This is a genomic window from Streptomyces sp. Q2, assembly GCF_056820935.1.
Map to the genome: position 1 here is coordinate 60,374 of NZ_JBXEJE010000028.1, position 24,843 is coordinate 85,216.

Sequence of the window (24,843 nt, forward strand, 5' to 3'; positions counted from 1 at the left end):
CATGCTCGAGGAGGCTCTCGAGCACCTCGTGAAGGGCATCGTCGACAACCCTGACGATGTGCAGGTCGCCTCGCGCGACCTGCGTCGCGGGCGAGTGCTGGAGGTCCGGGTCCACCCCGACGACCTCGGCAAGGTGATCGGCCGCAACGGCCGCACCGCACGCGCCCTGCGGACCGTCGTGGGCGCCATCGGCGGCCGCGGTGTCCGCGTCGACCTCGTCGACGTGGATCACGTCCGCTGACGCCAAACGCAGCACCGGCTCGGGCCGGGGAGGGCCACTGGGCCGTCCCCGGCCCGACGTCGTATGTCCGACGTCGAACGGCCCGTCGTATGACAGGAGAGCAAGCACAGTGCAGCTGGTAGTCGCACGGATCGGCCGCGCCCACGGCATCAAGGGCGAGGTCACCGTCGAGGTACGTACCGACGAGCCGGAGCTCAGGCTCGCCCCCGGCGCAGTCCTGGCCACCGACCCGGCCGCCACCGGTCCGCTGACCATCGAAACGGGCCGCGTCCACAGCGGGCGCCTCCTGCTGCGCTTCGAGGGCGTGCGCGACCGCACCGCCGCCGAAGCGCTGCGCAACACCCTCCTGATCGCCGATGTCGATCCGGAGGAGCTGCCGGAGGACGAGGACGAGTACTACGACCACCAGCTCATGGACCTCGACGTCGTCACCAAGGACGGCATGGAGGTGGGCCGGATCACCGAGATCTCGCACCTGCCCTCCCAGGACCTCTTCATCGTCGAGCGGGCCGACGGGAGCGAGGTGATGATCCCCTTCGTCGAGGAGATCGTCACCGAGATCGACCTCGAGGAGCAGCGGGCGGTCATCGACCCGCCGCCGGGACTGATCGACGACAACGCCGTGATCGCGTCCGCCAGGGACTCCGCCACAGACGTCCTGGAGGACTCCTCGCGTGACTCCTCGGGTGACTCCTCCAGGGACTCCGCCGGGGAAGAGGCGTAATGCGGCTCGACGTCGTCACGATCTTTCCCGAGTACCTGGAACCCCTGAACGTCTCCCTCGTCGGCAAGGCGCGCGCGCGTGGACAGCTGAACGTGCGCGTCCACGACCTGCGGTCCTGGACGTACGACCGCCACAACACGGTCGACGACACCCCGTACGGCGGGGGTCCCGGCATGGTGATGAAGACCGAGCCCTGGGGCGAGGCGCTCGACGAGATCCTCGCGGACGGCTACGAGACGGGCTCCCACGCGCCCGCTCTGATCGTCCCCACACCCAGCGGCCGCCCCTTCACCCAGGAACTCGCCGTCGAGCTCTCCGAGCGCCCGTGGCTGGTCTTCACCCCCGCCCGCTACGAGGGCATCGACCGCCGCGTCATCGACGAGTACGCGACCCGGATGCCGGTCTACGAGGTCTCCATCGGCGACTACGTCCTCGCCGGCGGCGAGGCGGCCGTACTCGTCGTCACCGAGGCCGTGGCCCGGTTGCTGCCCGGAGTCCTGGGCAACGCCGAGTCGCACCAGGACGACTCCTTCGCGCCCGGGCCCATGGCCAACCTCCTGGAAGGCCCCGTCTACACCAAGCCGCCCCAGTGGCGTGAGCGCGGCATCCCGGACGTGCTGCTCAGCGGCCACCACGGCAAGATCGCCCGCTGGCGCCGCGACGAGGCCCTCAAGCGCACGGCGGCCAACCGGCCCGATCTCATCGAGCGCTGCGAGCCCAAGCTCTTCGACAAGAAGGACCGCGAGATGCTCTCCATCCTGGGCTGGGCGCCGGATCCGGCAGGGCAGCCGTACGGACGATTTTGGCGCAGGCCGGACGACGTGGAAGAATAGGCCGCTGTTGTGCGTCGTCCGGCGTGCGCCCCTGCCACAGGGGGACACGACGCCCGCCCCGATCCGTGCAACTCCACCCAAAGAACCTAGTTTCCGTTGATGACCTGTGGCATCAGCGAGGAAAGCAGACGAAATGTCTCACCTGCTCGACTCCGTCGACTCCGCGTCGCTGCGCACCGACATCCCGGCCTTCCGCCCGGGTGACACGGTCAACGTCCACGTCCGCGTCATCGAGGGCAACCGCTCCCGTGTGCAGCAGTTCAAGGGCGTAGTCATCCGCCGCCAGGGCGCCGGTGTCCGCGAGACCTTCTCGGTCCGCAAGGTCTCCTTCTCCGTCGGCGTCGAGCGCACCTTCCCGGTGCACACCCCGATCGTCGAGAAGATCGAGCTCGTCACCCGCGGTGACGTGCGTCGCGCCAAGCTCTACTACCTGCGCGAGCTGCGCGGCAAGGCCGCGAAGATCAAGGAGAAGCGCGACAACTGATCGCGCGCGGAGTCCCACAGAGGGGCCGGATAGCATCTGGCCCCGATGGACACCGAAGCACAGCCGACGGAGCGCGACCGCTCCTCCCGCCCTTGTGATGCCGAGGAGATCTCGGACACAGGAGGGCCGGAGGGCCGGTCGCGTTTCGCGTTGGTGTCGCGGGCCGCCGAATGGCTACCCGGCGGGCGGATCACCCTGACCCTGCTGCTGTGCCTGCTCTTCCTGCTGCTGCTCAGCACCTTCGTGGTGCAGCCGTTCCAGATTCCCAGCGGATCCATGGAAAGGGGATTGAGGATCGGGGACCGCGTTCTCGTAAATAAGTTGGCGTACCGTTTCGGTTCCGAACCGCAGCGCGGCGATGTCGTCGTGTTCGACGGAACGGGGTATTTCGGGGACGGGGACTACGTCAAGCGCGTTGTGGGGGTAGGGGGAGACCACGTGGTCTGCTGTGACAGGGAGGGGAGGATCGAGGTGAACGGCCGGTCGGTCGACGAGTCGACGTTCCTGTACCCCGGAGACAGCCCTTCCACGGTGCCCTTCGACGTCGAGGTGCCCGCCGGCACCCTCTTCCTCCTCGGGGACCACCGCAGCGACTCCAGCGACTCCCGCGACCACCTGGGCTCACCGGGCGGCGGCATGATCCCCGTCGACGAGGTCATCGGACGGGCCGACTGGATCCTCTGGCCCGCCGGCCACTTCACCCGCCTGCGCCTTCCCGCTGCCTACGCACGCGTGCCCGGCCAGGAGCCGAGCGAGCCGAACCCGGCGGACGGCGCCCATGGGTAACCGCGGCAAACCGCGCGGTGCGCCCGACAGCGCGGCCGACAACCTGCTGCCCACCGGCTCCCGTCGCTCCTCGGTCGGCCCGACCGGCGGCCGTACCCGCGCGGAGCGGCGCAAGCTCCAGCGCAAGGTCAAGCGGCGCCGCAGGCGCGGCGCGGTCAAGGAGATACCCCTTCTCGTCGGCGTCGCCGTCCTCATCGCCCTCGTCCTGAAGACCTTCCTCGTCCAGGCGTTCGTGATCCCGTCCGGCTCCATGGAGCAGACGATCCAGATCGGCGACCGCGTCCTGGTCGACAAGCTCACCCCGTGGTTCGGGTCCAGGCCCGAGCGCGGGGACGTGGTCGTCTTCAAGGACCCCGGCGGCTGGCTCAAGGACGAGCAGACCACCACGAAGAAGGACGACCCGATCGTCGTCAAGCAGGTCAAGGAAGGGCTCACCTTCATCGGCCTGCTGCCCTCCGACGACGAGAAGGACCTCATCAAGCGGGTCGTCGGTGTCGGAGGCGACCGCGTCAAGTGCTGTGACACGCAAGGGCGAGTCACCGTCAACGGCGTTCCCCTGAACGAGGAATACCTGTATCCCGGAAACGCCCCGTCCACGACACAGTTCGACATCACCGTCCCGCAGGGACGGCTGTGGGTGATGGGCGACCACCGGGCCAACTCCGCGGACTCCCGCGCTCACCAGGACACCGACTACGGCGGCACGGTCTCCGAGGACTCGGTGGTGGGCCGGGCCAGGGTCATCGCCTGGCCCTTCGGTCACTGGAACGCGCTGGACGAGCCGATAACCTACGCTTCGGTGTCCGACTCGGCGTCCGGGGCGACCGCGGCTCCCCAGCTGTCGCTTAGGGTTGCTCCCGACGATCCGAACGCATCTGCCCAACTCCCGAGCCCTGCGGAACTCCCGCTCGTTATGGGAGTGGTGGGCCTGCGCCGAACGTGGGCCAGGCAGCGGCACAGAGTAAGGAGTTGGCGTGGGGGATGTGGCGGTTGGCGCACGGTCCGGACACGACGGCGAGGAGCACCGCGGGCGACCCGCGGAATCAGCCGTCCCGGCCGCGGACAGCGCCGTGACCTCCGGGAATGACTCCGGGGCGGCCGAAGACGGCACAAGGGCCGACGAGACCGGAACGGACGATCAGGGACGGGGTGGCTCCTCCTCCAGGGCGAAGAAGCCGCGCTCCTTCTGGAAGGAGCTGCCGATCCTGATCGGCATCGCGCTCGTGCTCGCGCTGCTGATCAAGACCTTCCTGTTGCAGGCGTTCTCGATCCCGTCCGACTCGATGCAGAACACCCTCCAGGAGGGTGACCGCGTCCTGGTCGACAAGCTCACCCCGTGGTTCGGTTCTGAACCCGAGCGCGGTGAGGTCGTCGTCTTCCACGACCCGAGCAACTGGCTGGCGGGCGAGCCGACGACCAATCCGAACGCCGTGCAGACGTTCCTCAGCTGGATCGGCCTGATGCCGTCCCCGTCCGAGAAGGACCTGATCAAGCGGGTCATCGGCGTCGGCGGCGACACCGTCTCGTGCAGCGGCACCGGCCCGCTGAAGGTCAACGGCAAGGCACTGGACGAGTCGGCGTACGTCTACCCCGGCAACACCCCGTGCAGCCAGGACGACCAGGGCGGCCAGTTCACCGTGAAGGTCCCCGAGGGCTCCATCTGGGTCATGGGCGACCACCGGCAGAACTCGCGCGACTCGCGCTACAACCAGAGCGACAAGTACCACGGCATGGTCCCGGTGGACGAGGTCGTCGGCCGCGCCATCGTGAAGGCCTGGCCGATCAACCGCTGGGGCACCCTGCCGGTCCCGGACACCTTCGACCAGTCAGGGCTGAACACCCAGGCGGCGGCGTCCGCGGCCCTGACGGCCGCGCCGAGCGCGTTCGCGTTCGTCGGCGTGGTGCCGGTGGCGCTGTGGCGCCGTCGCAAGATCGCCGTGGCCGAGACCCGCTGAGGTCAAGGCTCGACAAAACCCTCGTACAGCTTGTGACCTTGACCGGGGCCGAAGGGCTGACCCGGTCAGGTACCCCCGGGTAGGGTGCGGACCCATGGGTGGCGAGAGCACGACGCGTACGGCCCCGCGCAGCGGCGGCACAGACACGGGCCCGGTGGGCAGCCGGACCGGACAGAGACTGTCCGGGCTGGCCGTCGCACTGGGCCTCGTGCTGTTCCTCGGGGGTTTCGCCTGGGCAGCGGTGTCCTACCGCCCGTACACCGTGCCCACCGGATCGATGACGCCGACGATCAACGCCGGCGACCGGGTCCTGGCCCAGCGCGTCGACGGCGACGAGATTCGCCGTGGCGACGTCGTCGTCTTCAAGGACAAGACCTGGGTGACCAACGCCCCCGTGGTCAAGCGGGTCGTGGCCATCGGCGGCGACACGGTGGCCTGCTGCAGCGAGGGCAAGCTGACCGTCAACGGCAAGCAGATCGACGAACCGTATCTGCCCGAGGGAAGCGCGGCCGAGATCACGGGCTTTCCGACCGTGACGGTGCCTGAGGGCAGGCTGTTCCTGCTGGGCGACGAGCGAGCGGGCTCCCTGGACTCCACGGCCCACCTCACCGACGCGGCGAGCGGCACGGTGGCCCGGAGCGCCGTGACGGCCCGGGTGGACGCCGTCGTCTGGCCCATGAACGGCATGCTGGAGCGGCCGACCGGCTTCGAGACGCTCGGCACGCTGTCCTCGCCGGGCCCGCTCCGTACGATCGTCACGCTGATCGTCCTCGGAGCCGCGCTGGTCCTCGGCGGTGGCGCGTACGGCCCGGTCGCCAAGCTGTTCGGCGGCCGCTCCCGGCCGCGGACGGAGCTGGCCGGTGCCCGCTGAGGCGACGGGCACGGGCACGGGCCGCGACGCGTACGAGGGCGGTCTGCGCAAGGTGGCCCGGGTCGTCCTGCTCGACCCCGAGAACCGCATCCTTCTCCTGCACGGCCACGAGCCGGACGATCCGGCCGACGACTGGTGGTTCACGCCCGGCGGCGGCCTCGAGGGCGACGAGACTCATGAGGAGGCCGCGCTCAGGGAACTCGCCGAGGAGACCGGCATCACCGAGGTCGAGCTCGGCCCGGTCCTGTGGCGGCGGACGTGCTCCTTCCCGTTCGCGGGCCGACGCTGGGACCAGGACGAGTGGTACTACCTGGCCCGTACGACCCAGACGGCCACCGAGGCCAGGGGGCTTACCGAGCTGGAACGGCGCAGCGTCGCCGGAGCGCGCTGGTGGACGTGTCGGGAACTGAGCCAGGCACATGAGACGGTGTATCCGACCAGACTCGCCGAGCTGCTGAGCAGGCTGCTCGACGAAGGTCCCCCGGCCGGGCCCGTGACCTTGGACACCGAAATCGTCTAGGGGCTCGCGGGACTGGCGCACAATGGTGGGATCGCACGGCTGAAGGGGAACATGCCATGAGCGCCGAGGACCTCGAGAAGTACGAGACCGAGATGGAGCTCAAGCTCTACCGGGAGTACCGCGATGTCGTCGGTCTGTTCAAATACGTGATCGAGACCGAGCGGCGCTTCTATCTCACCAACGACTACGAGATGCAGGTGCACTCGGTCCAGGGTGAGGTGTTCTTCGAGGTGTCCATGGCGGATGCCTGGGTGTGGGACATGTACCGGCCGGCTCGGTTCGTGAAGCAGGTGCGGGTGCTCACGTTCAAGGACGTGAACATCGAGGAGCTGAACAAGAGTGATCTGGAGATGCCGGGCGGCTGAGTCGGTCCGCTGAGGTGGTGGTCGGATCCGTTGAGTTTTCCCCCGCCAGGGTGACGGGGTTTTCCACAACCGCCGAGTAGTCCACCAAGATCCACTTCTTGGTGGCGGTTGCGTGACGGTTGGCGCCGGAGGTGGTGCCGACATGAACACACACCAGGCACGCAGTGCACTCGGCAAGTACGGCGAGACGCTGGCCGCGCGGCGGCTGGCGGAGGCCGGGATGACGGTCCTGGAGCGCAACTGGCGCTGCGGCAGGACCGGTGAGATCGACATCGTGGCGCGGGACGGCGACGTCCTGGTCGTCTGCGAGGTCAAGACGCGGCGGGCCGGAGTCTTCGAGCATCCGATGGCCGCGGTGACCTCCGGCAAGGCGCAGCGCCTGCGGGGCCTCGCCGAACGCTGGATCCACGCACACGGAGGGGCACCGCCGGGAGGCGTCCGCATCGACCTGGTGGGAGTCGTCCTGCCCAGCCGAGGCGCGCCGGTGGTCGAGCATGTGCGGGGGGTGGCCTGAGATGGGCTTCGCACGTACGTGTTCGGTGGCGCTGGTGGGCGTCGAGGGCGTGGTGGTCGAGGTCCAGGCCGACCTGGAACCTGGGGTCGCGGCGTTCACGCTGGTGGGACTGCCGGACAAGAGCCTCACGGAGAGCCGGGACCGGGTGCGGGCCGCGGTGGTCAACTCGGGCGCCTCATGGCCCCAGAAGAAGCTGACGGTCGGCCTGAGCCCGGCGTCCGTCCCGAAGAGCGGCAGCGGATTCGACCTGGCCGTCGCGGCCGCGGTGCTGGGGGCGGCCGAGCGGATCGATCCGCGGGTGCTCGCCGACATCGTGATGATCGGAGAAGTGGGGCTCGACGGCCGGGTGCGACCGGTGCGGGGCATCCTCCCGGCGGTACTGGCCGCGGCCGACGCCGGCTATGAGCAGGTGGTGGTGCCGGAATGCGCCGCCGCCGAGGCATCCCTGGTGCCCGGGGTGTCCGTGCTGGGGGTACGCAGTCTGCGGCAGCTGATCGCGGTCCTCGCGGACGAGCCCGTGCCGGAGGAGGAGCCGGACGACCTGGGCCGCCCCGATCCGCTCCTGGCCGGCCTGCGGGTGCCGGGCACCGGCGCCGCCACGGGAATGCACAGCGTGGGTGCCGCACAGCTCGACTACGATCTCGCCGACGTCGTGGGCCAGACCTCGGCGCGAACGGCCGTGGAGGTCGCCGCGGCGGGCGGGCACCACCTGTTCCTCGAGGGACCGCCCGGCGCCGGGAAGACGATGCTCGCGGAGCGGCTGCCCGCGATCCTGCCGCCGCTCGAGCGCCAGGAGTCGCTGGAGGTCACGGCGGTGCACTCGGTGGCGGGCCTGCTGCCCGCGGGCAAGCCCTTGATCGACGTCGCCCCCTACTGCGCCCCGCACCACTCGGCGACGATGCAGGCACTGGTCGGCGGGGGCCCCGGCATCGCCCGGCCGGGCGCGGTGTCCCTCTCGCACCGCGGTGTCCTCTTCCTGGACGAAACACCCGAGTTCAGCGGTCGGGCCCTGGACGCCCTCCGGCAGCCCCTGGAGGCGGGCCATGTCGTGATCGCTCGCAGTGCGGGCGTGGTGCGCTTCCCGGCGAAGTTCCTGATGGTGCTGGCGGCCAACCCGTGCCCCTGTGGCCGCTTCTCCCAGACGGACGACCTGTGCGAGTGCCCGCCCTCCTCGATCCGGCGCTACCAGGCCAGGCTGTCCGGTCCCCTCCTCGACCGGGTGGACCTGCGTGTCGAGGTGGACCGGGTCACGCGCGCCCAGCTGACCGAGCGCGGTGCCCGGGGTGAGTCCACGGCCACGGTGGCCGGCCGGGTCCGGGAGGCCCGGGAACGTGCGGTGGCCCGCCTCGCCGGGACACCGTGGCGCACGAACAGCGAGGTTCCCGGACGCGAGCTGCGCAGCCGCTGGCATGCGGTGGCCGGTGCCATGGACGACGCGGAGCGCAACCTGGAGCGGGGCGTGCTGACCGCTCGCGGGATCGACCGGGTGCTGCGCGTGGCCTGGACCGTCGCCGACCTCGTCGGTCACGACCGTCCCGACGCGAGCGACGTCGCCCTGGCGCTGCAACTGCGTACGGGAGTGCCACGAGGTGTCCCCATGGCCATCGGAGCACTGACGTGAGCATGGGCGCCGATCCGGACGGCGAGCTGCTCGGACGGGTCTTTCTCACTCGGGTCGTCGAGCCCGGTGACGAGATCGCCGGGCGGTGGGTGCGGGAATACGGCGTGAGAGAGGTGGTCCGGCGGTTGCGGGACGGTGTGATGCCGTTGCCCGGGGTGAGCGACAAGCGGTGGGCCGGGCTGGTCGGCCGGGTCGCGGGGGTCGAGCCCGGCCGGGATCTCGCCGTCGCGCGGGACGCCGGTGTGCGGTTCGTCGGTCCGGGCGCCAGCGAGTGGCCGGGGCAGCTCGACGACCTGGGGGACGCCCGCCCGCTCGGGCTGTGGGTGCGGGGCAGCCCCAGCCTGCGCATGTGGGCGCTCCGCTCGGTGGCCGTCGTGGGCGCCCGCGCCTGCACCGAGTACGGCGCCCACATGGCGGCCACCCTCGCCGCGGACCTCGCCGAACGTGGCTGGGTCGTGGTGTCCGGCGGCGCCTACGGGGTCGACGGCGCCGCCCACCGCGGGGCCCTTGGTGCCGGCGGGGCCACCGTCGCCGTACTCGCCTGCGGAGTGGACCGGCCCTACCCGCGCGGACACACGCACTTGATCACCAGGATCGCGGAGCAGGGCCTGGTGATCGGGGAGTTGCCGCCTGGCGACCACCCGACCCCGAGCAGATTCGTGCTGCGCAACAGGGTGATCGCCGCGCTCACCCGGGGCACCGTCGTCGTCGAGGCCGCCCATCGCAGCGGTTCGCTGGCCACGGCACGTGCGGCACAGCGTCTGGGCCGCCACACCATGGGCGTGCCCGGACCGGCCACCAGCGGCCTGTCCGCCGGTGTGCACGAGTTGCTGCGCGGAGAGGCGGCACTGGTCACGGACGCCGCGGAAGTCGTCGAACTGGTCGGTGACATGGGGGAGCTGGCCCCGGACCGACGCGGGCCCGTGCTGCCGCGGGATCTCCTCGACGCGGCGGCACGGCAGGTCCTGGCCGCGCTGCCCGGTCACCGCGCGGCGACGCCGGACGAGATCGCGCGCGGCGCGCTGACGACCCGGGACGACGCGGTCGCGAGACTGTACGAACTCCGAGCACTTGGTTACGTCGAACGACACGGCGACGGCTGGAAGTTGACACGCCAGGCAATGATCTCCGCGGGCGGTGCCGCGGGCGGGTGCTGACCGAGCGTGTTCGGCCGTCCGGGGGAACCCTGATGCCCTTGGAAATCCCCGCAGTTGGCGCGATTCGATGATCACGCAGAGCGACGACCGTGTAGCGATGGGGCGTCCAGCTGAACGTATCTGCGCACGGCCTGGGCCACGCCGTTCGCGCACTGCGACGCCACAGTCACGCTACGCTCACGTGGATTCCGACACAGACAGGCGACTCGACATCAGAACGACATCAGCCCGACAGCTCACCCAGGCACCCCCACATCACGGCAGAACGGCACAAGGCGACGAATGCCCCAGCACACCTCCGGGTCCGACCGGGCGGCGATCCCCCCAGCCGCCCGCGAGGGTGGCAGCGTGCGGCCGCCCGCTCCCTCGACGCTCGACGAGTTGTGGCGGTCGTACAAGGCGACAGGGGACGAGCGGCTGCGCGAGCAGCTGATCCTGCACTACTCGCCCCTCGTGAAGTACGTGGCGGGACGGGTGAGCGTCGGCCTGCCGCCCAACGTGGAGCAGGCGGACTTCGTGTCCTCGGGGGTCTTCGGACTCATCGACGCGATCGAGAAGTTCGACGTCGACCGGGAGATCAAGTTCGAGACGTACGCGATCACCCGGATCCGGGGCGCGATGATCGACGAACTGCGCGCGCTGGACTGGATCCCGAGGTCCGTGCGACAGAAGGCGCGCAATGTCGAGCGGGCGTACGCCACGCTTGAGGCGCGGCTGCGGCGGACGCCGAGCGAGGGGGAGGTGGCCGCCGAGATGGGCATCGCGGTCGACGACCTCCACGCGGTCTTCAGCCAGTTGTCGCTGGCCAACGTGGTGGCCCTGGAGGAACTGCTGCACGTCGGCGGTGAGGGCGGCGACCGGCTGAGCCTCATGGACACGCTGGAGGACACCGCCGCGGACAACCCGGTGGAGGTGGCCGAGGACCGGGAACTGCGGCGGTTCCTGGCTCGGGCGATCAACACGTTGCCCGAGCGGGAGAAGACCGTGGTGACGCTGTACTACTACGAAGGGCTCACGCTCGCCGAGATCGGGAACGTACTGGGGGTGACCGAGAGCCGGGTGAGTCAGATCCACACCAAGTCGGTGCTCCAGTTGCGGGCGAAGCTGGCGAGTTTCGGTCGCTGAGGCGGCGGGGCGAGTGGAGTCACTCCCGTCGGCGGTGGTCCGTCCGTAGAGTGGTCGGGTGCCAAGGATTCGAGCGGCCTCCGTGGCCGAGCACCGGTCGATGCAGCGAGCCGCCCTGCTGGACGCGGCTCGTTCCCTGTTGTCCGAGGGTGGGACGGAGGCGCTGACCTTCCCGGCCCTCGCCGAGCGGACAGGGCTCGCGCGGTCGTCGGTGTACGAGTATTTCCGGTCGCGGGCCGCCGTGGTCGAGGAGCTGTGCCAGGTCGACTTCCCCGTCTGGGCGGCGGAGGTGTCGTCGGCGATGGAGCGGGCCCAGGAGCCCGAGGGCAAGGTCGAGGCGTATGTGCGGCAGCAGCTGGCGCTGGTCGGAGACCGGCGGCACCGGGCCGTGGTGGCGATCTCCGCGAGTGAGCTGGACGCGGGGGCCCGGGAGAAGATCCGGGCCGCGCACGGAGGGCTCGTGGCGATGATCGTCGAGGCGTTGGGGGAGATGGGGCACGCCCAGCCCCGGATGGCGGCGATGTTGCTGCAGGGGGTTGTGGACGCGGCTGTGCGGCGGATCGAGCTGGGCGCGGCGGAGGAGCCTTCGGTGATCACGGAGGCGGCGGTTTCCATGGCGCTGCGGGGCGTCCGGGGCTGACGTCCGCTGTGGCCGGGCGGGGGTGAGTCCGCGCTGCCCGGCGCTGGCGGGGTGCCGTCCGCGCCCACCCGTGCCGCCCGAGCGGCATGACTGCCCGCGGACACACGCCTGCGTTGGCGGGGTGCTGTACGCGCCCACTCCTGCCCGTCCGCCCGCCCGCGCCCACCCGTGGCGCCCCAGCGGCACGACTGCCCGCGGACAGCGCGCCTGCGTTGGCGGGGTGCCGTCCGCCCCCACTCCTGCCCGTCCGCGCCCACCCGTGCCCCCTTCCCGCCGGCCGCGGACAGGTGGTGTCGGCTGTCGGTGGCTAGGTCGACTGGGGTGGCATCGGGACGCCGATCACCGGTAGGAGTCGCGGCGGCTCTCTGGTGAGGAGCCATGGAGGCAGCAGGGAGAGCGGGTCCAGGTAGGTCTCGCCCCTTCTCAGGCCCCAGTGCACGCATGTGCTCGTGCAGTGAGAGCCGGTCGGTTCCACCGTGCCCACCACCTCGCCCGCCGCCACCTCCGCACCCTTCTTCACCGACGCCCGTACCGGCTCGTACGTCGTGCGCAGCGGTGGGCTGCCCGTCCCCGGCAGCTCCACCGAGACGACCCCCTTGCCCGCCACCCGGCCCGCGAAGGACACCCGGCCCGTCGCCACCGCCCGTACCGGTGTGCCGGCACCGGCCGCGAGGTCGATGCCTCGGTGGCCGCGGCCGTACGCCGTCGCCGGGGGTTCCCAGCCGCGGAGGACCGGTGGGCGGGTGCCCACGGGCCAGGTGCGGCCGAGGGGTGGGACGGAGGTGTCCGTGGCCGCCGGGTCGAAAGGGGCCGGCCGGACCGTCGGCAGGGGCGCGCAGAGCAGTACCGCCGCCGTGAGAAGCAGCGGCAACCCCGTCCACGTAACCGCACATCGCATCGCTCGCATGCGAGAACCGTCCCGCACCCGCCTCGATCGTGGCCGGGGCCTGTGGACCACCTACCGGTTGTGGACAGCGGCGTCACCCGGTGCCTCGCGGGTCCCGTACACTTCTTCTGGCGATCCGGGTCACCGGGTCGACTTCGCACGCCCCGACATCAGGCCCTCAAACAGCCGGTGTCAGCGCCTCTCGGTCCCTAGCGGCAAGGCGCATCGCGGGCGTCAGGCGCGAGTGCCATCCCGGCACGCGCGGCACAACCGAGAACACCAAGGAGAACGGCCATGGCCGTCGTCACGATGCGGGAGCTGCTGGAAAGCGGCGTCCACTTCGGTCACCAGACCCGTCGTTGGAACCCGAAGATGAAGCGGTTCATCTTCACGGAGCGCAACGGCATCTACATCATCGACCTGCTCCAGTCGCTGTCGTACATCGACCGCGCCTACGAGTTCGTCAAGGAGACCGTCGCCCACGGCGGCACGGTCATGTTCGTCGGCACGAAGAAGCAGGCGCAGGAGGCCATCGCCGAGCAGGCCACCCGTGTCGGCATGCCCTACGTCAACCAGCGCTGGCTGGGCGGCATGCTCACCAACTTCTCGACCGTCTACAAGCGTCTGCAGCGCCTCAAGGAGCTCGAGCAGATCGACTTCGAGGACGTCGCCGCGTCCGGTCTGACCAAGAAGGAGCTTCTCGTGCTCTCGCGCGAGAAGGCCAAGCTGGAGAAGACCCTCGGCGGTATCCGCGAGATGTCCAAGGTTCCCAGCGCCGTCTGGATCGTGGACACCAAGAAGGAGCACATCGCGGTCGGCGAGGCCCGGAAGCTCAACATCCCGGTCGTCGCCATCCTCGACACGAACTGTGACCCCGACGAGGTCGACTACAAGATCCCCGGCAACGACGACGCGATCCGCTCCGTCACGCTGCTCACCCGTGTGATCGCGGACGCGGTCGCCGAGGGCCTCATCTCCCGCTCCGGTGTCGCCACCGAGGGCAAGGGCGACAAGGCCGCGGGCGAGCCGCTCGCCGCGTGGGAGCGCGACCTGCTCGAGGGCGAGAAGAAGGCCGACGAGGCCGAGGCCCCCGCCGCTGCCGAGGCCCCTGCCGCCGAGGCCCCCGCTGCCGAGGCTCCGGCCGAGGCCGCCGCTGAGGCTCCCGCCGATGCCCCTGCCGAGGCTGCCGCCGACGCCCCCGCCGAGGCCCCCGCCGCCGAGGCCGCCGAGCAGGCCTGACCCCTCACGACCTTCGGGTTCCGGACGGCGGGGGCCCACGAAGCCCCCGCCGTCCGGCGCCCGTAGATCTTCAGACTTCGAAAGAGATTCCAGAATCATGGCGAACTACACCGCCGCCGACGTCAAGAAGCTCCGTGAGCTCACCGGCGCCGGCATGATGGACTGCAAGAAGGCACTGGACGAGGCCGAGGGCAACGTCGAGAAGGCCGTCGAGGCGCTCCGTATCAAGGGCCAGAAGGGCGTCGCCAAGCGTGAGGGCCGCTCCGCCGAGAACGGCGCTGTGGTCTCGATCATCGCCGACGACAACTCCTCCGGCGTCCTCGTCGAGCTGAAGTGCGAGACGGACTTCGTCGCCAAGGGTGACAAGTTCCAGGCCGTCGCCACCACGATCGCCGAGCACGTCGCCAAGACCGCCCCGGCCGACCTCGAGGCGCTGCTCGCCTCCGAGATCGAGCCCGGCAAGACCGTCCAGGCGTTCGTGGACGAGGCCAACGCCAACCTGGGCGAGAAGATCGTCCTGGACCGCTTCTCGCAGTTCTCCGACGGCTTCGTGTCGGCGTACATGCACCGCACGATGCCCGACCTGCCGCCGCAGATCGGTGTCCTCGTCGAGCTCGACAAGCCCAACGCCGAGATCGCCAAGGGCGTCGCCCAGCACATCGCCGCCTTCGCGCCGAAGTACCTCTCCAAGGACGACGTGCCGGCCGAGGTCGTCGAGTCCGAGCGCCGCGTCGCCGAGGAGACCACCCGCGCCGAGGGCAAGCCCGAGGCCGCCCTGCCGAAGATCGTCGAGGGTCGCCTCAACGGCTTCTTCAAGGACGCCACGCTGCTCGGCCAGCCGTACGCACTCGACAACAAGAAGTCCGTCCAGAAGGTTCTGGACGAGGCGGGTGTCACCCTGAAGCGCTTCACGCGCATCAAGGTCGGCATCTGAGTCCGTACCGCGATCGACGCGCGACCCCGATAGGGTCGGCAGCAGTCGTCCGCGTACGCCGTCACATGTGTGGCGGACGACAGCAGATCTGACGAGGAGGCCATTGCCGCGCATGGGTTGCGAACGACACCCCACCGGCAATGGCCTCCTCGTATGTGCACCATGAGGAGAACGCCATGACCACCAAGCCCCAGAAGAGCGACGACGGCAAAGTACGCGGGCGGTTTCTGCTGAAGCTGTCCGGAGAGGCGTTCGCCGGTGGCGGGGGCCTGGGCGTCGACCCCGACGTGGTGCACAAGATCGCCCGTGAGATCGCGGCGGTCGTGCGGGACGGCGCGGAGATCGCCGTAGTCATCGGCGGCGGCAACTTCTTCCGTGGTGCCGAACTCCAGCAGCGAGGCATGGACCGCGCCCGGTCCGACTACATGGGCATGCTCGGCACCGTCATGAACTGCCTCGCCCTCCAGGACTTCCTGGAGAAGGAGGGCATCCAGTCCCGGGTGCAGACCGCCATCACCATGGGGCAGGTCGCCGAGCCGTACATCCCGCTGCGCGCCATCCGGCACCTGGAGAAGGGCCGTGTGGTCATCTTCGGCGCCGGTATGGGCATGCCGTACTTCTCGACCGACACCACCGCCGCCCAGCGCGCCCTGGAGATCGACGCCGAGGCGCTCCTGATGGGCAAGAACGGTGTGGACGGCGTCTACGACTCCGACCCGAAGACCAACCCCGACGCGGTCAAGTTCGACGCCCTCGGCTACGGCGAGGTCATCACGCGGGACCTCAAGGTCGCCGACGCCACCGCCGTCACACTGTGCCGCGACAACAAGCTCCCGATCCTGGTGTTCGAGCTTCTCGCCGAGGGCAATATCGCGCGCGCCGTCAAGGGTGAGAAGATCGGCACGCTGGTGGGTGACCAAGTCAGCCAGGGCTGACGACCCCGACCGGAGGGATGGACAATGTCCTGAGGGTCGGGAAACGTGCAGGAAGAAGACGCGACGCAGCCGGCCGCCGCCCTCGCCAAGGAACCGCAGCCGGGCCTACTCAAGACACGCAGGAGCAAGTGGTGATCGAAGAGACCCTCCTCGAGGCCGAGGAGAAGATGGAGAAGGCCGTCGTGGTCGCCAAGGAGGACTTCGCCGCGATCCGCACCGGCCGTGCGCACCCGGCGATGTTCAACAAGATCGTGGCCGACTACTACGGCGCGCCGACGCCGATCAACCAGCTGGCTTCGTTCTCCGTGCCGGAGCCGCGCATGGCGGTCGTGACCCCGTTCGACAAGAGCGCGCTGCGCAACATCGAGCAGGCGATCCGCGACTCCGACCTGGGCGTCAACCCGAGCAACGACGGCAACATCATCCGGGTGGTGTTCCCGGAGCTCACCGAGGAGCGCCGCAGGGACTACATCAAGGTCGCCCGGAGCAAGGCCGAGGACAGCAAGGTCTCCATCCGCTCGGTGCGCCGCAAGGCCAAGGACGCCATCGACAAGCTCGTCAAGGACGGCGACGTCGGTGAGGACGAGGGCCGCCGTGCGGAGAAGGAGCTCGACGACACCACCCACAAGTACGTCGCCCAGGTGGACGAGCTCCTCAAGCACAAGGAAGCGGAGCTGCTCGAGGTCTGATGAACGACTCTTCCTGGGGCTCTCCGCCACAAGCCGGGCCGCCTGCCGGGTACTGGGGGCCCACCGACCAGGGGCCTGTCCAGGGGGCCGGCCCGGCGGGTCCCACGTACGATGCGCATGACGCGCAGCAGACTCGCCCCATGCCCATCGTGCCCGACGTACCCGCACATGGCGGAGACCAGGATGACGACCGGGGGGCCGCTCGGCTGAGCGGCCCCTTGTTCCGCGACGAGACGCCGCGGCCGCCGTACGCCGTACGGCAGCCGCAGCCGTACGACCCGCCGCAGGCCCCGTCCTACGGCCCTCACGACATGCCGCAGACGTCGTCCCACGGGACGGCGCCGCAGAATCCGGAGCCCATGCCCGACTCCTCGCAGCCGGCGTCCGCGCCGCAGAAGAAGAGCGCGGGACGTGACCTGAGCGCGGCCATAGGCGTCGGCGTCGGGCTGGGCGTGGTGATCGTCGCGTCGCTGTTCGTCGTCAAGGCCGTCTTCGTCGGCGTGATCGCGGTCGCCGTCGTGGTCGGCGTGTGGGAGCTGACCAAGCGGCTCGAGGAGCGCAAGGGCATCAAGGCGCCCCTCGTCCCGCTCGCGCTCGGCGGCGCGGCCATGGTCGTCTCCGGGTACGTCCGGGGTGCCGAGGGCGCGTGGGTCGCGATGGCGCTCACCGCGCTGGCAGTCCTGGTCTGGCGGATGACGGAACCGCCGGAGGGCTATCTCAGGGACGTCACCGCGGGCGTCTTCGCGGCCTTCTACGTCCCGTTCCTGGCCACGTTCGTCGCCATGATGCTCACCGCCGACGACGGTCCGCGTCGCGTGCTGACGTTCCTGCTCCTGACCGTCGTCAGCGACACCGGGGCGTATGCCATCGGCTGGCGCTTCGGCAAGCACAAGCTCGCCCCGCGCATCAGCCCCGGCAAGACCCGCGAGGGCCTGCTCGGCGCGCTGAGCTTCGCCATGGTGGCGGGCGCGCTGTCCATGGAGTTTTTGATCGACGACGGCGCCTGGTGGCAGGGCGTGGTGCTGGGCTTCGCGGTCGCGGCCAGTGCCACGCTGGGCGACCTCGGCGAGTCGATGATCAAGCGGGACCTGGGCATCAAGGACATGGGCACGCTGCTGCCGGGGCACGGCGGCATCATGGACCGCCTGGACTCGCTGCTGCCGACGGCTCCGGTGGTCTGGCTCCTGTTCGTCATCTTCGTCGGCTCCGGCTGACCGTCGTACGTCTCTCTCGTGGGGCCCTCGCTTCGGCGGGGGATCCTCGCGTTACGGGCGATGGCCTCTCCGGCCGCCGAGTGGGACGATTCCGGTATAAGCCCGCAAACGGGTTCACTCTGGAAGGAGGGCGCCATGTCCGCCGTCCGAGAAGTGATCGACGTCGACTGCACCCCCGACGACGTCTACACGTACGTCACGGACCCCTCTCACCTGCCCGAATGGCAACTGAGCGCGGTCTCCGCACAGCGGCTCGACGAGGGTCCGCTGCACGAGGGCTCGCGGGTGCGGGTCACCCGGCGGATCGGCAGCCGCGAGATGCCGATGACCGTGGAGTTCGACGAGCACGTCCCCCCGTACAGCTGGGGTCTGCACGGTATCGACGGTCCCGTCAGGCCGCGCGTCCACGGTGAGATCGAACCGCTCGACGAGGGGCGACGCTCCCGCGTGACGATCGACATCGACTTCGAGGGCCACGGCCTCGGCAAGGTCCTCGTCCCGCTGGTCGTCCGCCCACAGATGCGCAAGGAGCTCCCGCGCAACGAGCAACTGCTCAAGGACCGGCTGGAGCACCCGATGCCGTAGTCCGGCCGGGGGCGGCCCTTTGAGGTTCGTCCACGGGGCGGGCGTGGCTGGGCGTGGCGGGGTGTGGCTGGGTGACGACGGCAGGTGTCACGGTGATCTTGGCTGGGCGACGACGGCAGGTGTAAGGGTGATCTCGGCTGGGCGACGACGGCAGGTGTCAGGGTGATCTGCCGTGCAGGTGGTGCGGTGTGCTGGTCGCCCAGGGTGGGCGGCGCCGGGTGCGGCGGTACCGCGGGAAGTCGCACCGGGCGGACAGGCTCCACGTCACTCGTTTTGTGGTCGTGATCACCTGCGCCTGCTGAGCCGACCGGGCATCCGAGTGGATCTGCGACACTGGATGGGTTATGCCTGCACCCGGAGAACTCACTTTCGTCGCCCCGCGCGGAGCCAAGAAGCCGCCGCGGCATCTCGCCGACCTCACGCCCGCCGAGCGCAAGGAAGCGGTGGCCGCGGTCGGTGAGAAGCCGTTTCGTGCCAAGCAGCTGTCGCAGCACTACTTCGCGCGGTACGCGCACGATCCGCAGGAGTGGACCGACATCCCGGCCGGATCGCGCGGGCGGCTGCAGGAGGCACTGCTGCCCGAGCTCATGACCGTGGTGCGGCATCTGTCGACCGACCAGGACACCACCCGCAAGACGCTGTGGCGGCTGTTCGACGGGACGCTCGTCGAGTCGGTGCTGATGCGGTACCCGGACCGGGTGACCATGTGCATCAGTTCGCAGGCGGGGTGCGGGATGAACTGCCCGTTCTGTGCGACCGGGCAGGCGGGGCTGGACCGGAACCTGTCCACCGCGGAGATCGTGCACCAGATCGTGGACGGGATGCGGGCGCTCAGGGACGGCGAGATTCCCGGTGGTCCGACGCGGCTCAGCAACATCGTCTTCATGGGCATGGGTGAGCCGCTGGCCAACTACAACCGGGTCGTCGGTGCCATCCGGCGGCTCACCGACCCCGAGCCGGACGGGCTCGGGCTCTCGCAGCGTGGGATCACCGTCTCGACGGTCGGGCTCGTCCCGGCGATCAACCGCTTCACCGACGAGGGCTTCAAGTGCCGGCTCGCCATCTCGCTGCACGCCCCCGACGACGAGCTGCGCGACACTCTCGTCCCCGTGAACACGCGGTGGAAGGTGCGCGAGGTCCTGGACGCCGGCTTCGCGTACACGGAGCGGTCCGGGCGCCGGCTGTCCATCGAGTACGCGTTGATCCGGGACATCAACGACCAGGCGTGGCGAGGTGACCGGCTCGGGCGGCTGCTCAGGGGAAAGCCCGTGCACGTCAACCTCATTCCGCTGAACCCGACGCCGGGGTCGAAGTGGACCGCCTCGCGGCCCGAGGACGAGAAGGCGTTCGTCGAGGCCATCGCCGCCCATGGTGTACCGGTCACGGTCCGGGACACCCGTGGACAGGAGATCGACGGGGCGTGTGGTCAGCTCGCCGCGACCGAACGGTAGTGTGACGTCCGTACGTACATCTTCATATTCCGACAGGGGAGCGCCACAGCGCTGAGAGTGCGGCACCGGCCGCAGACCCTCTGAACCTCGCCCAGGTCATTCTGGGTAGGAAGTTCGGTCACTACTCGAGCTGTTGCGCCCTGCCCGGGCGCCTCGGACCTTTCCGAGGCGCCCGGGCAGGGCCGCGTCTCTTCCTGGCCACCCCCAGGAGGAATTCTGTGAGCATCACCAAGAAGGCCACGGTTGTCGCCGTGGGACTCGGCCTCGTCACGCTCTCCGCGTGCGGGTCCTCCGCCGACGGCGGGAGCGGCGGAGGCGACTCCAAGACCGTGACACTCGTCAGCCACGACTCGTGGGCCGTCTCGAAGAATGTCCTCGCCGACTTCGAGAAGCAGTCCGGCTACAAGGTCAAGGTCCTCAAGGACGGCGACGCCGGGCAGGCCGTCAACAAGGCGATCCTGACCAAGGACAACCCGCAGGGCGACGTCTTCTTCGGCGTCGACAACACCCTGCTGTCGCGGGCCCTGGACAACGGGCTCTTCCAGTCGTACGAGGCGAAGGGCTCCGACCTGGTCGGGTCCGCGTACCGGGCCGACCAGGACAAGCACCGGGTCACGCCGATCGACACCGGCGACATCTGCGTCAACTACGACAAGGCGTACTTCAGCAAGCACAAGCTGGCGCCGCCGACCTCGTTCGACGATCTGATCAAGCCCGCCTACAAGAACCTCCTCGTCACCGAGAACGCCTCCACCTCCTCCCCGGGGCTGGGATTCCTCCTCGGTACGGCGGCCAGGTACGGCGACGACGGCTGGACGGACTACTGGACGAAGCTCAAGGCCAACGGCGTCAAGGTCGTCGACGGCTGGGAGCAGGCCTACAACGAGGAGTTCTCCGGCTCGGCCGGCGGCAAGCAGGCCAAGGCCGACCGCCCGCTCGTCGTCTCCTACGCCTCCTCGCCACCCGCCGAGGTGATCTACGCCGACCCGAAGCCGACGACCGCGCCCACGGGCGTCGCCAGCGGCACCTGCTTCCGCCAGGTCGAGTACGCGGGTCTGCTGAGCAACGCCGCGAACGCCAAGGGCGGCAAGGCGCTCCTCGACTTCCTGCTCAGCAAGGAGTTCCAGGAGGACATGCCGCTGAACATGTTCGTCTACCCGGTGCGGGAGGGCGCGCAGGTGCCGGCCGAGTTCACCAAGTACGGACCGCAGGCCAAGGATCCCGAGACCATGGACCCGGCCGCGATCGCCGACCACCGTGACCAGTGGGTCAAGTCGTGGACCTCGCTCGTACTGAAGTAACCCCGCGCGCAGCCCCGCGCAAGGGATCCGGGAAGAGCGCGGCGGCGCGGCTCGGGCTCATCGCCGTGCCCGTCGCGTTCTTCGCGGTCTTCTTCGCCTACCCCGTCGCCGCGATCGTCGTACGCGGCCTCAAGGTCGACGGGGTGTGGCAGTTCGGCCGGATCGCGGACGTGCTCGGGCAGTCCGACGTCCGGCACGTCCTGTGGTTCACCACCTGGCAGGCGTCGGCCTCCACCGTGCTCACCCTGCTGATCGCGCTGCCGGGCGCGTACGTCTTCGCCCGCTTCGACTTCCCCGGCAAGCAGGTCCTGCGGGCCGTCGTCACCGTCCCCTTCGTGCTGCCGACGGTCGTCGTCGGTACGGCGTTCCTGGCGCTCGTCGGGCGGGGCGGGCTGCTGGACGAGCTGTGGGGCGTACGCCTGGACACCACCGTGTGGGCGATCCTGCTGGCGCACGTCTTCTTCAACTACGCGGTGGTCGTACGGACCGTCGGCGGGCTCTGGGGGCAGCTCGACCCGCGGCAGGAGGAGGCCGCGCGGATGCTCGGCGCGTCCCGGCCGGCGGCCTGGCGGAAGGTCACGCTGCCCGCGCTCGCGCCCGCCGTGGCCGCCGCCGCGCTCATGGTGTTCCTCTTCACCTTCACCTCCTTCGGTGTGGTGCAGATCCTGGGCGGGCCGACCTTCTCGACGCTCGAAGTGGAGATCTACCGGCAGACCTCCGAGATCTTCGACCTGTCCACGGCCGCCGTGCTGACGCTGATCCAGTTCCTGGCGGTGGGCGCGATCCTCGCGCTGCACGCGTGGACCGTACGGCGGCGGGAGACCGCCCTGCGGCTGGTGGACGCGTCCGTGACCGCGCGCCGGCCGCGCGGGGCCGGGCAGTGGGCACTGCTGGCCGGCGTCCTCGTCTGTGTCGTCGTCCTGCTTCTGCTGCCGCTCGCCGTGCTGGTGCAGCGGTCCCTCGACGCGCCCGACTTCGCCTACTACCGGGCGCTGACCAGCGAGGAGGGCGGGCTCTTCCTGGTGCCGCCGATCGAGGCGATCGGCAATTCCCTGCAGTACGCCGTCGTGGCCACCGCCATCGCCGTGCTGATCGGCGGCCTGGCCGCCGTGGCGCTCACCCGCCGGGACGCGGGCCGGTTCGTGCGCGGGTTCGACGCGCTGCTGATGCTGCCGCTCGGGGTGTCCGCGGTGACGGTCGGGTTCGGGTTCCTGATCGCGCTCGACGAGCCGCCCCTGGACCTGCGGTCCTCGTGGATCCTGGTGCCGCTCGCGCAGGCACTGGTCGGCGTCCCCTTCGTCGTACGGACCATGCTGCCCGTGCTGCGGGCGGTGGACGTACGGCTGCGGGAGGCGGCGGCCGTGCTCGGGGCGTCGCCGTGGCGGGTGTGGCGCGAGGTCGATCTGCCGATGGTGCGGCGGGCTCTGCTGATCGCGGCGGGGTTCGCCTTCGCCGTGTCGCTCGGGGAGTTCGGGGCGACGGTGTTCATCGCGCGGCCCGACAACCCGACCCTTCCGGTCGCCGTGGCGCGGCTGCTCGGGCGGGCCGGGGAACTCAACTACGGCCAGGCGATGGCCCTGTCGACGATTCTGATGATCGTGTGCGCGGTGGCACTGCTGGTCCTTGAGCGGCTGCGGACCGACCGGACCGGGGAGTTCTAGATGCCGAGGAGTGCTGGATGCCGGGGAGTGCTGGATGCTGCTGAGTCTTGAGGACGCGACCGTACGGTTCGGCGGGCGGGCCGTGCTGGACCGGGTCGCCCTCGATGTCGCCGAGCACGAGATCGTGTGCGTGCTCGGGCCGAGCGGCAGCGGCAAGTCGACGCTGTTGAGGGTGGTGGCGGGGCTCCAACCGCTCGACGACGGGCGGGTGTTGCTCGACGGTCGCGACCAGGCGGGTGTGCCCGCGCACAAGCGGGGGGTCGGGCTGATGTTCCAGGATCATCAGCTGTTCCCGCAGCGGGACGTGGGCGGCAACGTCGGGTTCGGGCTGCGGATGCACGGGGCGGCCAAGGAACAACAGGGCGAGCGGGTACGGGAATTGCTCGACCTGGTCGGGCTTCCGGGGGCAGGGCAGCGGGCCGTCGCCTCGCTGTCCGGGGGTGAGCAGCAGCGGGTGGCGCTGGCCCGGGCCCTGGCGCCCAGGCCGCGGCTGCTGATGCTGGACGAGCCGCTCGGGCAGCTGGACCGGTCGCTGCGGGAGCGGCTGGTCGTCGAACTGCGGGAGCTCTTCGGCCGGTTGGGCACCACCGTGCTCGCCGTGACCCACGACCAGGGCGAGGCCTTCGCGCTCGCCGACCGGGTGGTGGTGATGCGGGACGGGCGGATCGCCCAGTCCGGTACGCCTCTTGAGGTGTGGCAGCGGCCGGCCGACGAGTTCGTGGCCCGCTTCCTCGGCTTCGAGAACGTGGCCGAGGGCACGGTCGTGGGGGAGGCCGCGGACACGCCGTGGGGCAAGGTGCCGGTCCCCGCGGGGGCGGCGCAGGGGGTGCGGTCCGTGCTCGTGCGGCCGGCGGGCGTACGGCTGGTGGGGGCGGACGAGGGGTTGCGGTGTGTAGTGGCCGGGCGGACGTTCAAGGGCACGCATGTCGCCGTGCGTCTGCAGCCGGAGGAGGGGGCGCCTCGGCTGGAGGCGGCGTGTGCGTTGCGGGTGGCGCCGGGGGTGGGGGATGTGGTGGGGGTGGAGTTCGATGCGGACGACATCGTCGTGCTGGGGTGAGGGACGGGCGCGCGCCCTGCGTTGAGCCGGACCCCGCATCTGTTGGCTGTGTGGTGCTCGGCATGGGGCTGAGGTCGCGCTGGGTTGCTCGCCCGCGCTTGCGGGGTGCCGTTGCGCCCACCCTCCCCCACTTTCGGCTTCGCTCTAGCGGGGGGACCCTCATCGCCTCAGCGGCACGACTGCCCGCAGCTGGGCGGGAGTGGCATGCGTCCGCCGCTGTGCCTGTGTGGCGCGAGCCCGCAGCTATCGCGGCAGCGCGGGGGGCAGGGGCGGCGTGACGTGGCGGTGGCCCGGCTCCTCTGGTGTGAGGGGGCGGGCCACCGCGGTGTGCTGGAGGTCAGCGGGTGTTGTTCGTCCCGCGGCGGCGCAGGCCGAAGAACACGGCTCCGCCGCCGATCGCGACCAGGGCGGCCGCGATCCCGGCGATCATGCCGGTGCTGGAGTTCGCGCCGGTCTCGGCGAGGTTGGACTCACCGGCCGCAGGGGACGGAGCGCTGCTCGCGGTGTCCGCAGGGGCGGTGCTGCTGCTCTCCGAGGCCGAAGGAGCCGGGGTGATGGTCTCCTCGGCCGGGGTCGAGGCGGACGGCGTCGCGGTGGGCGTCGGCGTCGGGGTGTCCTCGGTCTTGCAGGCCGTGGACGGGGTGGTCAGGTTGGGCGTGATGTCCTCGTCCACGTAGGTCTCGGCCTTGACGTGGATGCGGTACTCGGCGTTCGGCAGCCAGTCCTCTTTGAACGTGATCGTGACGCCCTCGCGCGAGCCCTTGACCACCTGCTCGCCGACCTTCTTGACGTCGGCGCCGTTGTTCTCGAGGAACACGGTGACGGTGGCCGGGATACCGGCGGGGTCCACGTCGGTGACCGTGATGACGCCCTTGGCGCCCTGGCACTTGGCTTCGGCGGAGAACTCGTTGATGTTGCAGGCGAACGCGCTGCCGGAGGCACTGAGCGCGAGCGCCGCCGAGGCGGAGGCGACACCGAGGATGCGCACGGAACGTGCGACGGTACGGCGAGTTATGGACACTTTTGTCCTTTACGAGTTGCGCAACTGCGGGGGG

General features: G+C 70.2%; 27 protein-coding genes. 25 read left to right on the forward strand and 2 right to left on the reverse strand.

Annotation, left to right across the window (positions count from 1 at the left end; translation table 11 throughout):
- The first annotated feature begins 1 nt into the window (after nucleotide 1).
- From ACWBNA_RS29550 to ACWBNA_RS29620, 15 genes are all read left to right on the forward strand, one after another.
- Nucleotides 2-241 carry an RNA-binding protein gene (locus tag ACWBNA_RS29550; RefSeq protein WP_005479813.1) on the forward strand — a complete coding sequence of 80 codons (240 nt, stop codon included), beginning with the start codon at nucleotides 2-4 and terminating at the stop codon, nucleotides 239-241.
- A gap of 109 nt (nucleotides 242-350) precedes the next feature.
- Entirely contained in the window at nucleotides 351-965 is a 615-nt protein-coding gene (rimM, locus tag ACWBNA_RS29555; RefSeq protein WP_482707562.1) for a ribosome maturation factor RimM, read from the forward strand.
- Nucleotides 965-1,798, forward strand: coding sequence for a tRNA (guanosine(37)-N1)-methyltransferase TrmD (gene trmD / locus ACWBNA_RS29560; protein WP_482707563.1), 834 nt, complete (start codon nucleotides 965-967; stop codon nucleotides 1,796-1,798). The genes rimM and trmD overlap by 1 nt, the downstream gene beginning before the upstream one ends.
- Before the next feature lie 133 nt (nucleotides 1,799-1,931).
- On the forward strand, nucleotides 1,932-2,282 hold the full coding sequence (gene rplS / locus ACWBNA_RS29565) for a 50S ribosomal protein L19 (RefSeq protein ID WP_482707564.1): 351 nt from the start codon (nucleotides 1,932-1,934) through the stop codon (nucleotides 2,280-2,282).
- Between the two features lie 45 nt (nucleotides 2,283-2,327).
- Nucleotides 2,328-3,068, forward strand: a complete 741-nt coding sequence (gene lepB / locus ACWBNA_RS29570) for a signal peptidase I (protein WP_482707565.1) — start codon at nucleotides 2,328-2,330, stop codon at nucleotides 3,066-3,068.
- Nucleotides 3,061-4,155, forward strand: a complete 1,095-nt coding sequence (lepB, locus tag ACWBNA_RS29575; RefSeq protein WP_482707566.1) for a signal peptidase I — start codon at nucleotides 3,061-3,063, stop codon at nucleotides 4,153-4,155. The genes lepB (ACWBNA_RS29570) and lepB (ACWBNA_RS29575) overlap by 8 nt, the downstream gene beginning before the upstream one ends.
- Nucleotides 4,043-5,023, forward strand: coding sequence for a signal peptidase I (gene lepB, locus ACWBNA_RS29580; protein WP_482707567.1), 981 nt, complete (start codon nucleotides 4,043-4,045; stop codon nucleotides 5,021-5,023). The genes lepB (ACWBNA_RS29575) and lepB (ACWBNA_RS29580) overlap by 113 nt, the downstream gene beginning before the upstream one ends.
- Nucleotides 5,024-5,117: 94 nt before the next feature.
- Entirely contained in the window at nucleotides 5,118-5,894 is a 777-nt protein-coding gene (lepB, locus tag ACWBNA_RS29585; protein WP_482707568.1) for a signal peptidase I, read from the forward strand.
- Nucleotides 5,884-6,414 carry an NUDIX hydrolase gene (locus ACWBNA_RS29590; RefSeq protein ID WP_482707569.1) on the forward strand — a complete coding sequence of 177 codons (531 nt, stop codon included), beginning with the start codon at nucleotides 5,884-5,886 and terminating at the stop codon, nucleotides 6,412-6,414. The genes lepB (ACWBNA_RS29585) and ACWBNA_RS29590 overlap by 11 nt, the downstream gene beginning before the upstream one ends.
- 56 nt (nucleotides 6,415-6,470) lie before the next feature.
- Nucleotides 6,471-6,779, forward strand: a complete 309-nt coding sequence (locus ACWBNA_RS29595; protein WP_123991871.1) for a DUF2469 domain-containing protein — start codon at nucleotides 6,471-6,473, stop codon at nucleotides 6,777-6,779.
- A 142-nt stretch (nucleotides 6,780-6,921) separates the two neighbouring features.
- The gene (locus tag ACWBNA_RS29600) at nucleotides 6,922-7,293 is read left to right on the forward strand and encodes a YraN family protein (protein ID WP_482707570.1); all 372 of its coding nucleotides are present in this window, start codon (nucleotides 6,922-6,924) and stop codon (nucleotides 7,291-7,293) included.
- Between the two features lies 1 nt (nucleotide 7,294).
- Complete coding sequence (locus ACWBNA_RS29605) at nucleotides 7,295-8,914, forward strand: YifB family Mg chelatase-like AAA ATPase (RefSeq protein ID WP_482707571.1); 1,620 nt, start codon at nucleotides 7,295-7,297, stop codon at nucleotides 8,912-8,914.
- A gap of 2 nt (nucleotides 8,915-8,916) precedes the next feature.
- A complete protein-coding gene (gene dprA / locus ACWBNA_RS29610) occupies nucleotides 8,917-10,071 on the forward strand; it encodes a DNA-processing protein DprA (RefSeq protein ID WP_482707632.1) in 1,155 nt (384 codons plus the stop codon).
- 282 nt (nucleotides 10,072-10,353) lie between these two features.
- Complete coding sequence (whiG, locus tag ACWBNA_RS29615) at nucleotides 10,354-11,196, forward strand: RNA polymerase sigma factor WhiG (protein ID WP_217234646.1); 843 nt, start codon at nucleotides 10,354-10,356, stop codon at nucleotides 11,194-11,196.
- 82 nt (nucleotides 11,197-11,278) lie between these two features.
- Nucleotides 11,279-11,836, forward strand: coding sequence for a TetR/AcrR family transcriptional regulator (locus ACWBNA_RS29620; RefSeq protein ID WP_482707633.1), 558 nt, complete (start codon nucleotides 11,279-11,281; stop codon nucleotides 11,834-11,836).
- A 307-nt stretch (nucleotides 11,837-12,143) separates the two neighbouring features.
- Here ACWBNA_RS29620 and ACWBNA_RS29625 read toward each other — a convergent pair whose 3' ends face one another.
- On the reverse strand, nucleotides 12,144-12,734 hold the full coding sequence (locus ACWBNA_RS29625; protein WP_482707634.1) for a M23 family metallopeptidase: 591 nt from the start codon (nucleotides 12,732-12,734) through the stop codon (nucleotides 12,144-12,146).
- A gap of 282 nt (nucleotides 12,735-13,016) precedes the next feature.
- Between ACWBNA_RS29625 and rpsB the strand changes: the two genes are divergently transcribed.
- The 10 genes from rpsB (at nucleotide 13,017) to ACWBNA_RS29675 (ending at nucleotide 23,788) form a co-directional block, all read left to right on the forward strand.
- Complete coding sequence (gene rpsB / locus ACWBNA_RS29630; protein ID WP_482707572.1) at nucleotides 13,017-13,961, forward strand: 30S ribosomal protein S2; 945 nt, start codon at nucleotides 13,017-13,019, stop codon at nucleotides 13,959-13,961.
- A gap of 97 nt (nucleotides 13,962-14,058) precedes the next feature.
- Nucleotides 14,059-14,895 carry a translation elongation factor Ts gene (gene tsf, locus ACWBNA_RS29635; RefSeq protein ID WP_482707573.1) on the forward strand — a complete coding sequence of 279 codons (837 nt, stop codon included), beginning with the start codon at nucleotides 14,059-14,061 and terminating at the stop codon, nucleotides 14,893-14,895.
- Between the two features lie 176 nt (nucleotides 14,896-15,071).
- Nucleotides 15,072-15,830: a UMP kinase gene (pyrH, locus tag ACWBNA_RS29640; protein WP_217234642.1), complete on the forward strand. Its 759-nt coding sequence runs from the start codon at nucleotides 15,072-15,074 to the stop codon at nucleotides 15,828-15,830.
- Between the two features lie 131 nt (nucleotides 15,831-15,961).
- Nucleotides 15,962-16,519, forward strand: a complete 558-nt coding sequence (frr, locus tag ACWBNA_RS29645; protein WP_250074558.1) for a ribosome recycling factor — start codon at nucleotides 15,962-15,964, stop codon at nucleotides 16,517-16,519.
- On the forward strand, nucleotides 16,519-17,733 hold the full coding sequence (locus ACWBNA_RS29650) for a phosphatidate cytidylyltransferase (RefSeq protein WP_482707574.1): 1,215 nt from the start codon (nucleotides 16,519-16,521) through the stop codon (nucleotides 17,731-17,733). The genes frr and ACWBNA_RS29650 overlap by 1 nt, the downstream gene beginning before the upstream one ends.
- A 135-nt stretch (nucleotides 17,734-17,868) precedes the next feature.
- Nucleotides 17,869-18,318 carry an SRPBCC family protein gene (locus tag ACWBNA_RS29655; RefSeq protein WP_482707575.1) on the forward strand — a complete coding sequence of 150 codons (450 nt, stop codon included), beginning with the start codon at nucleotides 17,869-17,871 and terminating at the stop codon, nucleotides 18,316-18,318.
- Nucleotides 18,319-18,662: 344 nt separating this feature from the next.
- A complete protein-coding gene (rlmN, locus tag ACWBNA_RS29660; RefSeq protein ID WP_482707576.1) occupies nucleotides 18,663-19,769 on the forward strand; it encodes a dual-specificity RNA methyltransferase RlmN in 1,107 nt (368 codons plus the stop codon).
- Between the two features lie 218 nt (nucleotides 19,770-19,987).
- Nucleotides 19,988-21,070 carry a thiamine ABC transporter substrate-binding protein gene (locus tag ACWBNA_RS29665; protein ID WP_482707577.1) on the forward strand — a complete coding sequence of 361 codons (1,083 nt, stop codon included), beginning with the start codon at nucleotides 19,988-19,990 and terminating at the stop codon, nucleotides 21,068-21,070.
- Entirely contained in the window at nucleotides 21,046-22,731 is a 1,686-nt protein-coding gene (locus ACWBNA_RS29670) for an ABC transporter permease (RefSeq protein ID WP_482707578.1), read from the forward strand. The genes ACWBNA_RS29665 and ACWBNA_RS29670 overlap by 25 nt, the downstream gene beginning before the upstream one ends.
- A gap of 34 nt (nucleotides 22,732-22,765) precedes the next feature.
- Entirely contained in the window at nucleotides 22,766-23,788 is a 1,023-nt protein-coding gene (locus ACWBNA_RS29675; RefSeq protein ID WP_482707579.1) for an ABC transporter ATP-binding protein, read from the forward strand.
- A gap of 337 nt (nucleotides 23,789-24,125) precedes the next feature.
- On the opposite strand, the gene ACWBNA_RS29680 is transcribed toward ACWBNA_RS29675, so the two are convergent.
- Nucleotides 24,126-24,776, reverse strand: coding sequence for an LAETG motif-containing sortase-dependent surface protein (locus tag ACWBNA_RS29680; protein WP_482707580.1), 651 nt, complete (start codon nucleotides 24,774-24,776; stop codon nucleotides 24,126-24,128).
- Between the last annotated feature and the right edge of the window lie 67 nt (nucleotides 24,777-24,843).

Coding starts and splice junctions, on each gene's coding strand:
- ACWBNA_RS29550 (WP_005479813.1), top strand. CDS start 2: ATGCTCGAGGAGGCTCTCGAGCACCTCGTGAAGGGCATCGTCGACAAC.
- trmD (WP_482707563.1), top strand. CDS start 965: ATGCGGCTCGACGTCGTCACGATCTTTCCCGAGTACCTGGAACCCCTG.
- rplS (WP_482707564.1), top strand. CDS start 1,932: ATGTCTCACCTGCTCGACTCCGTCGACTCCGCGTCGCTGCGCACCGAC.
- lepB (WP_482707565.1), top strand. CDS start 2,328: ATGGACACCGAAGCACAGCCGACGGAGCGCGACCGCTCCTCCCGCCCT.
- lepB (WP_482707566.1), top strand. CDS start 3,061: ATGGGTAACCGCGGCAAACCGCGCGGTGCGCCCGACAGCGCGGCCGAC.
- lepB (WP_482707568.1), top strand. CDS start 5,118: ATGGGTGGCGAGAGCACGACGCGTACGGCCCCGCGCAGCGGCGGCACA.
- ACWBNA_RS29595 (WP_123991871.1), top strand. CDS start 6,471: ATGAGCGCCGAGGACCTCGAGAAGTACGAGACCGAGATGGAGCTCAAG.
- ACWBNA_RS29600 (WP_482707570.1), top strand. CDS start 6,922: ATGAACACACACCAGGCACGCAGTGCACTCGGCAAGTACGGCGAGACG.
- ACWBNA_RS29605 (WP_482707571.1), top strand. CDS start 7,295: ATGGGCTTCGCACGTACGTGTTCGGTGGCGCTGGTGGGCGTCGAGGGC.
- dprA (WP_482707632.1), top strand. CDS start 8,917: ATGGGCGCCGATCCGGACGGCGAGCTGCTCGGACGGGTCTTTCTCACT.
- whiG (WP_217234646.1), top strand. CDS start 10,354: ATGCCCCAGCACACCTCCGGGTCCGACCGGGCGGCGATCCCCCCAGCC.
- ACWBNA_RS29625 (WP_482707634.1), bottom strand. CDS start 12,734: ATGCGATGTGCGGTTACGTGGACGGGGTTGCCGCTGCTTCTCACGGCG.
- rpsB (WP_482707572.1), top strand. CDS start 13,017: ATGGCCGTCGTCACGATGCGGGAGCTGCTGGAAAGCGGCGTCCACTTC.
- tsf (WP_482707573.1), top strand. CDS start 14,059: ATGGCGAACTACACCGCCGCCGACGTCAAGAAGCTCCGTGAGCTCACC.
- pyrH (WP_217234642.1), top strand. CDS start 15,072: ATGACCACCAAGCCCCAGAAGAGCGACGACGGCAAAGTACGCGGGCGG.
- ACWBNA_RS29650 (WP_482707574.1), top strand. CDS start 16,519: ATGAACGACTCTTCCTGGGGCTCTCCGCCACAAGCCGGGCCGCCTGCC.
- ACWBNA_RS29655 (WP_482707575.1), top strand. CDS start 17,869: ATGTCCGCCGTCCGAGAAGTGATCGACGTCGACTGCACCCCCGACGAC.
- rlmN (WP_482707576.1), top strand. CDS start 18,663: ATGCCTGCACCCGGAGAACTCACTTTCGTCGCCCCGCGCGGAGCCAAG.
- ACWBNA_RS29675 (WP_482707579.1), top strand. CDS start 22,766: ATGCTGCTGAGTCTTGAGGACGCGACCGTACGGTTCGGCGGGCGGGCC.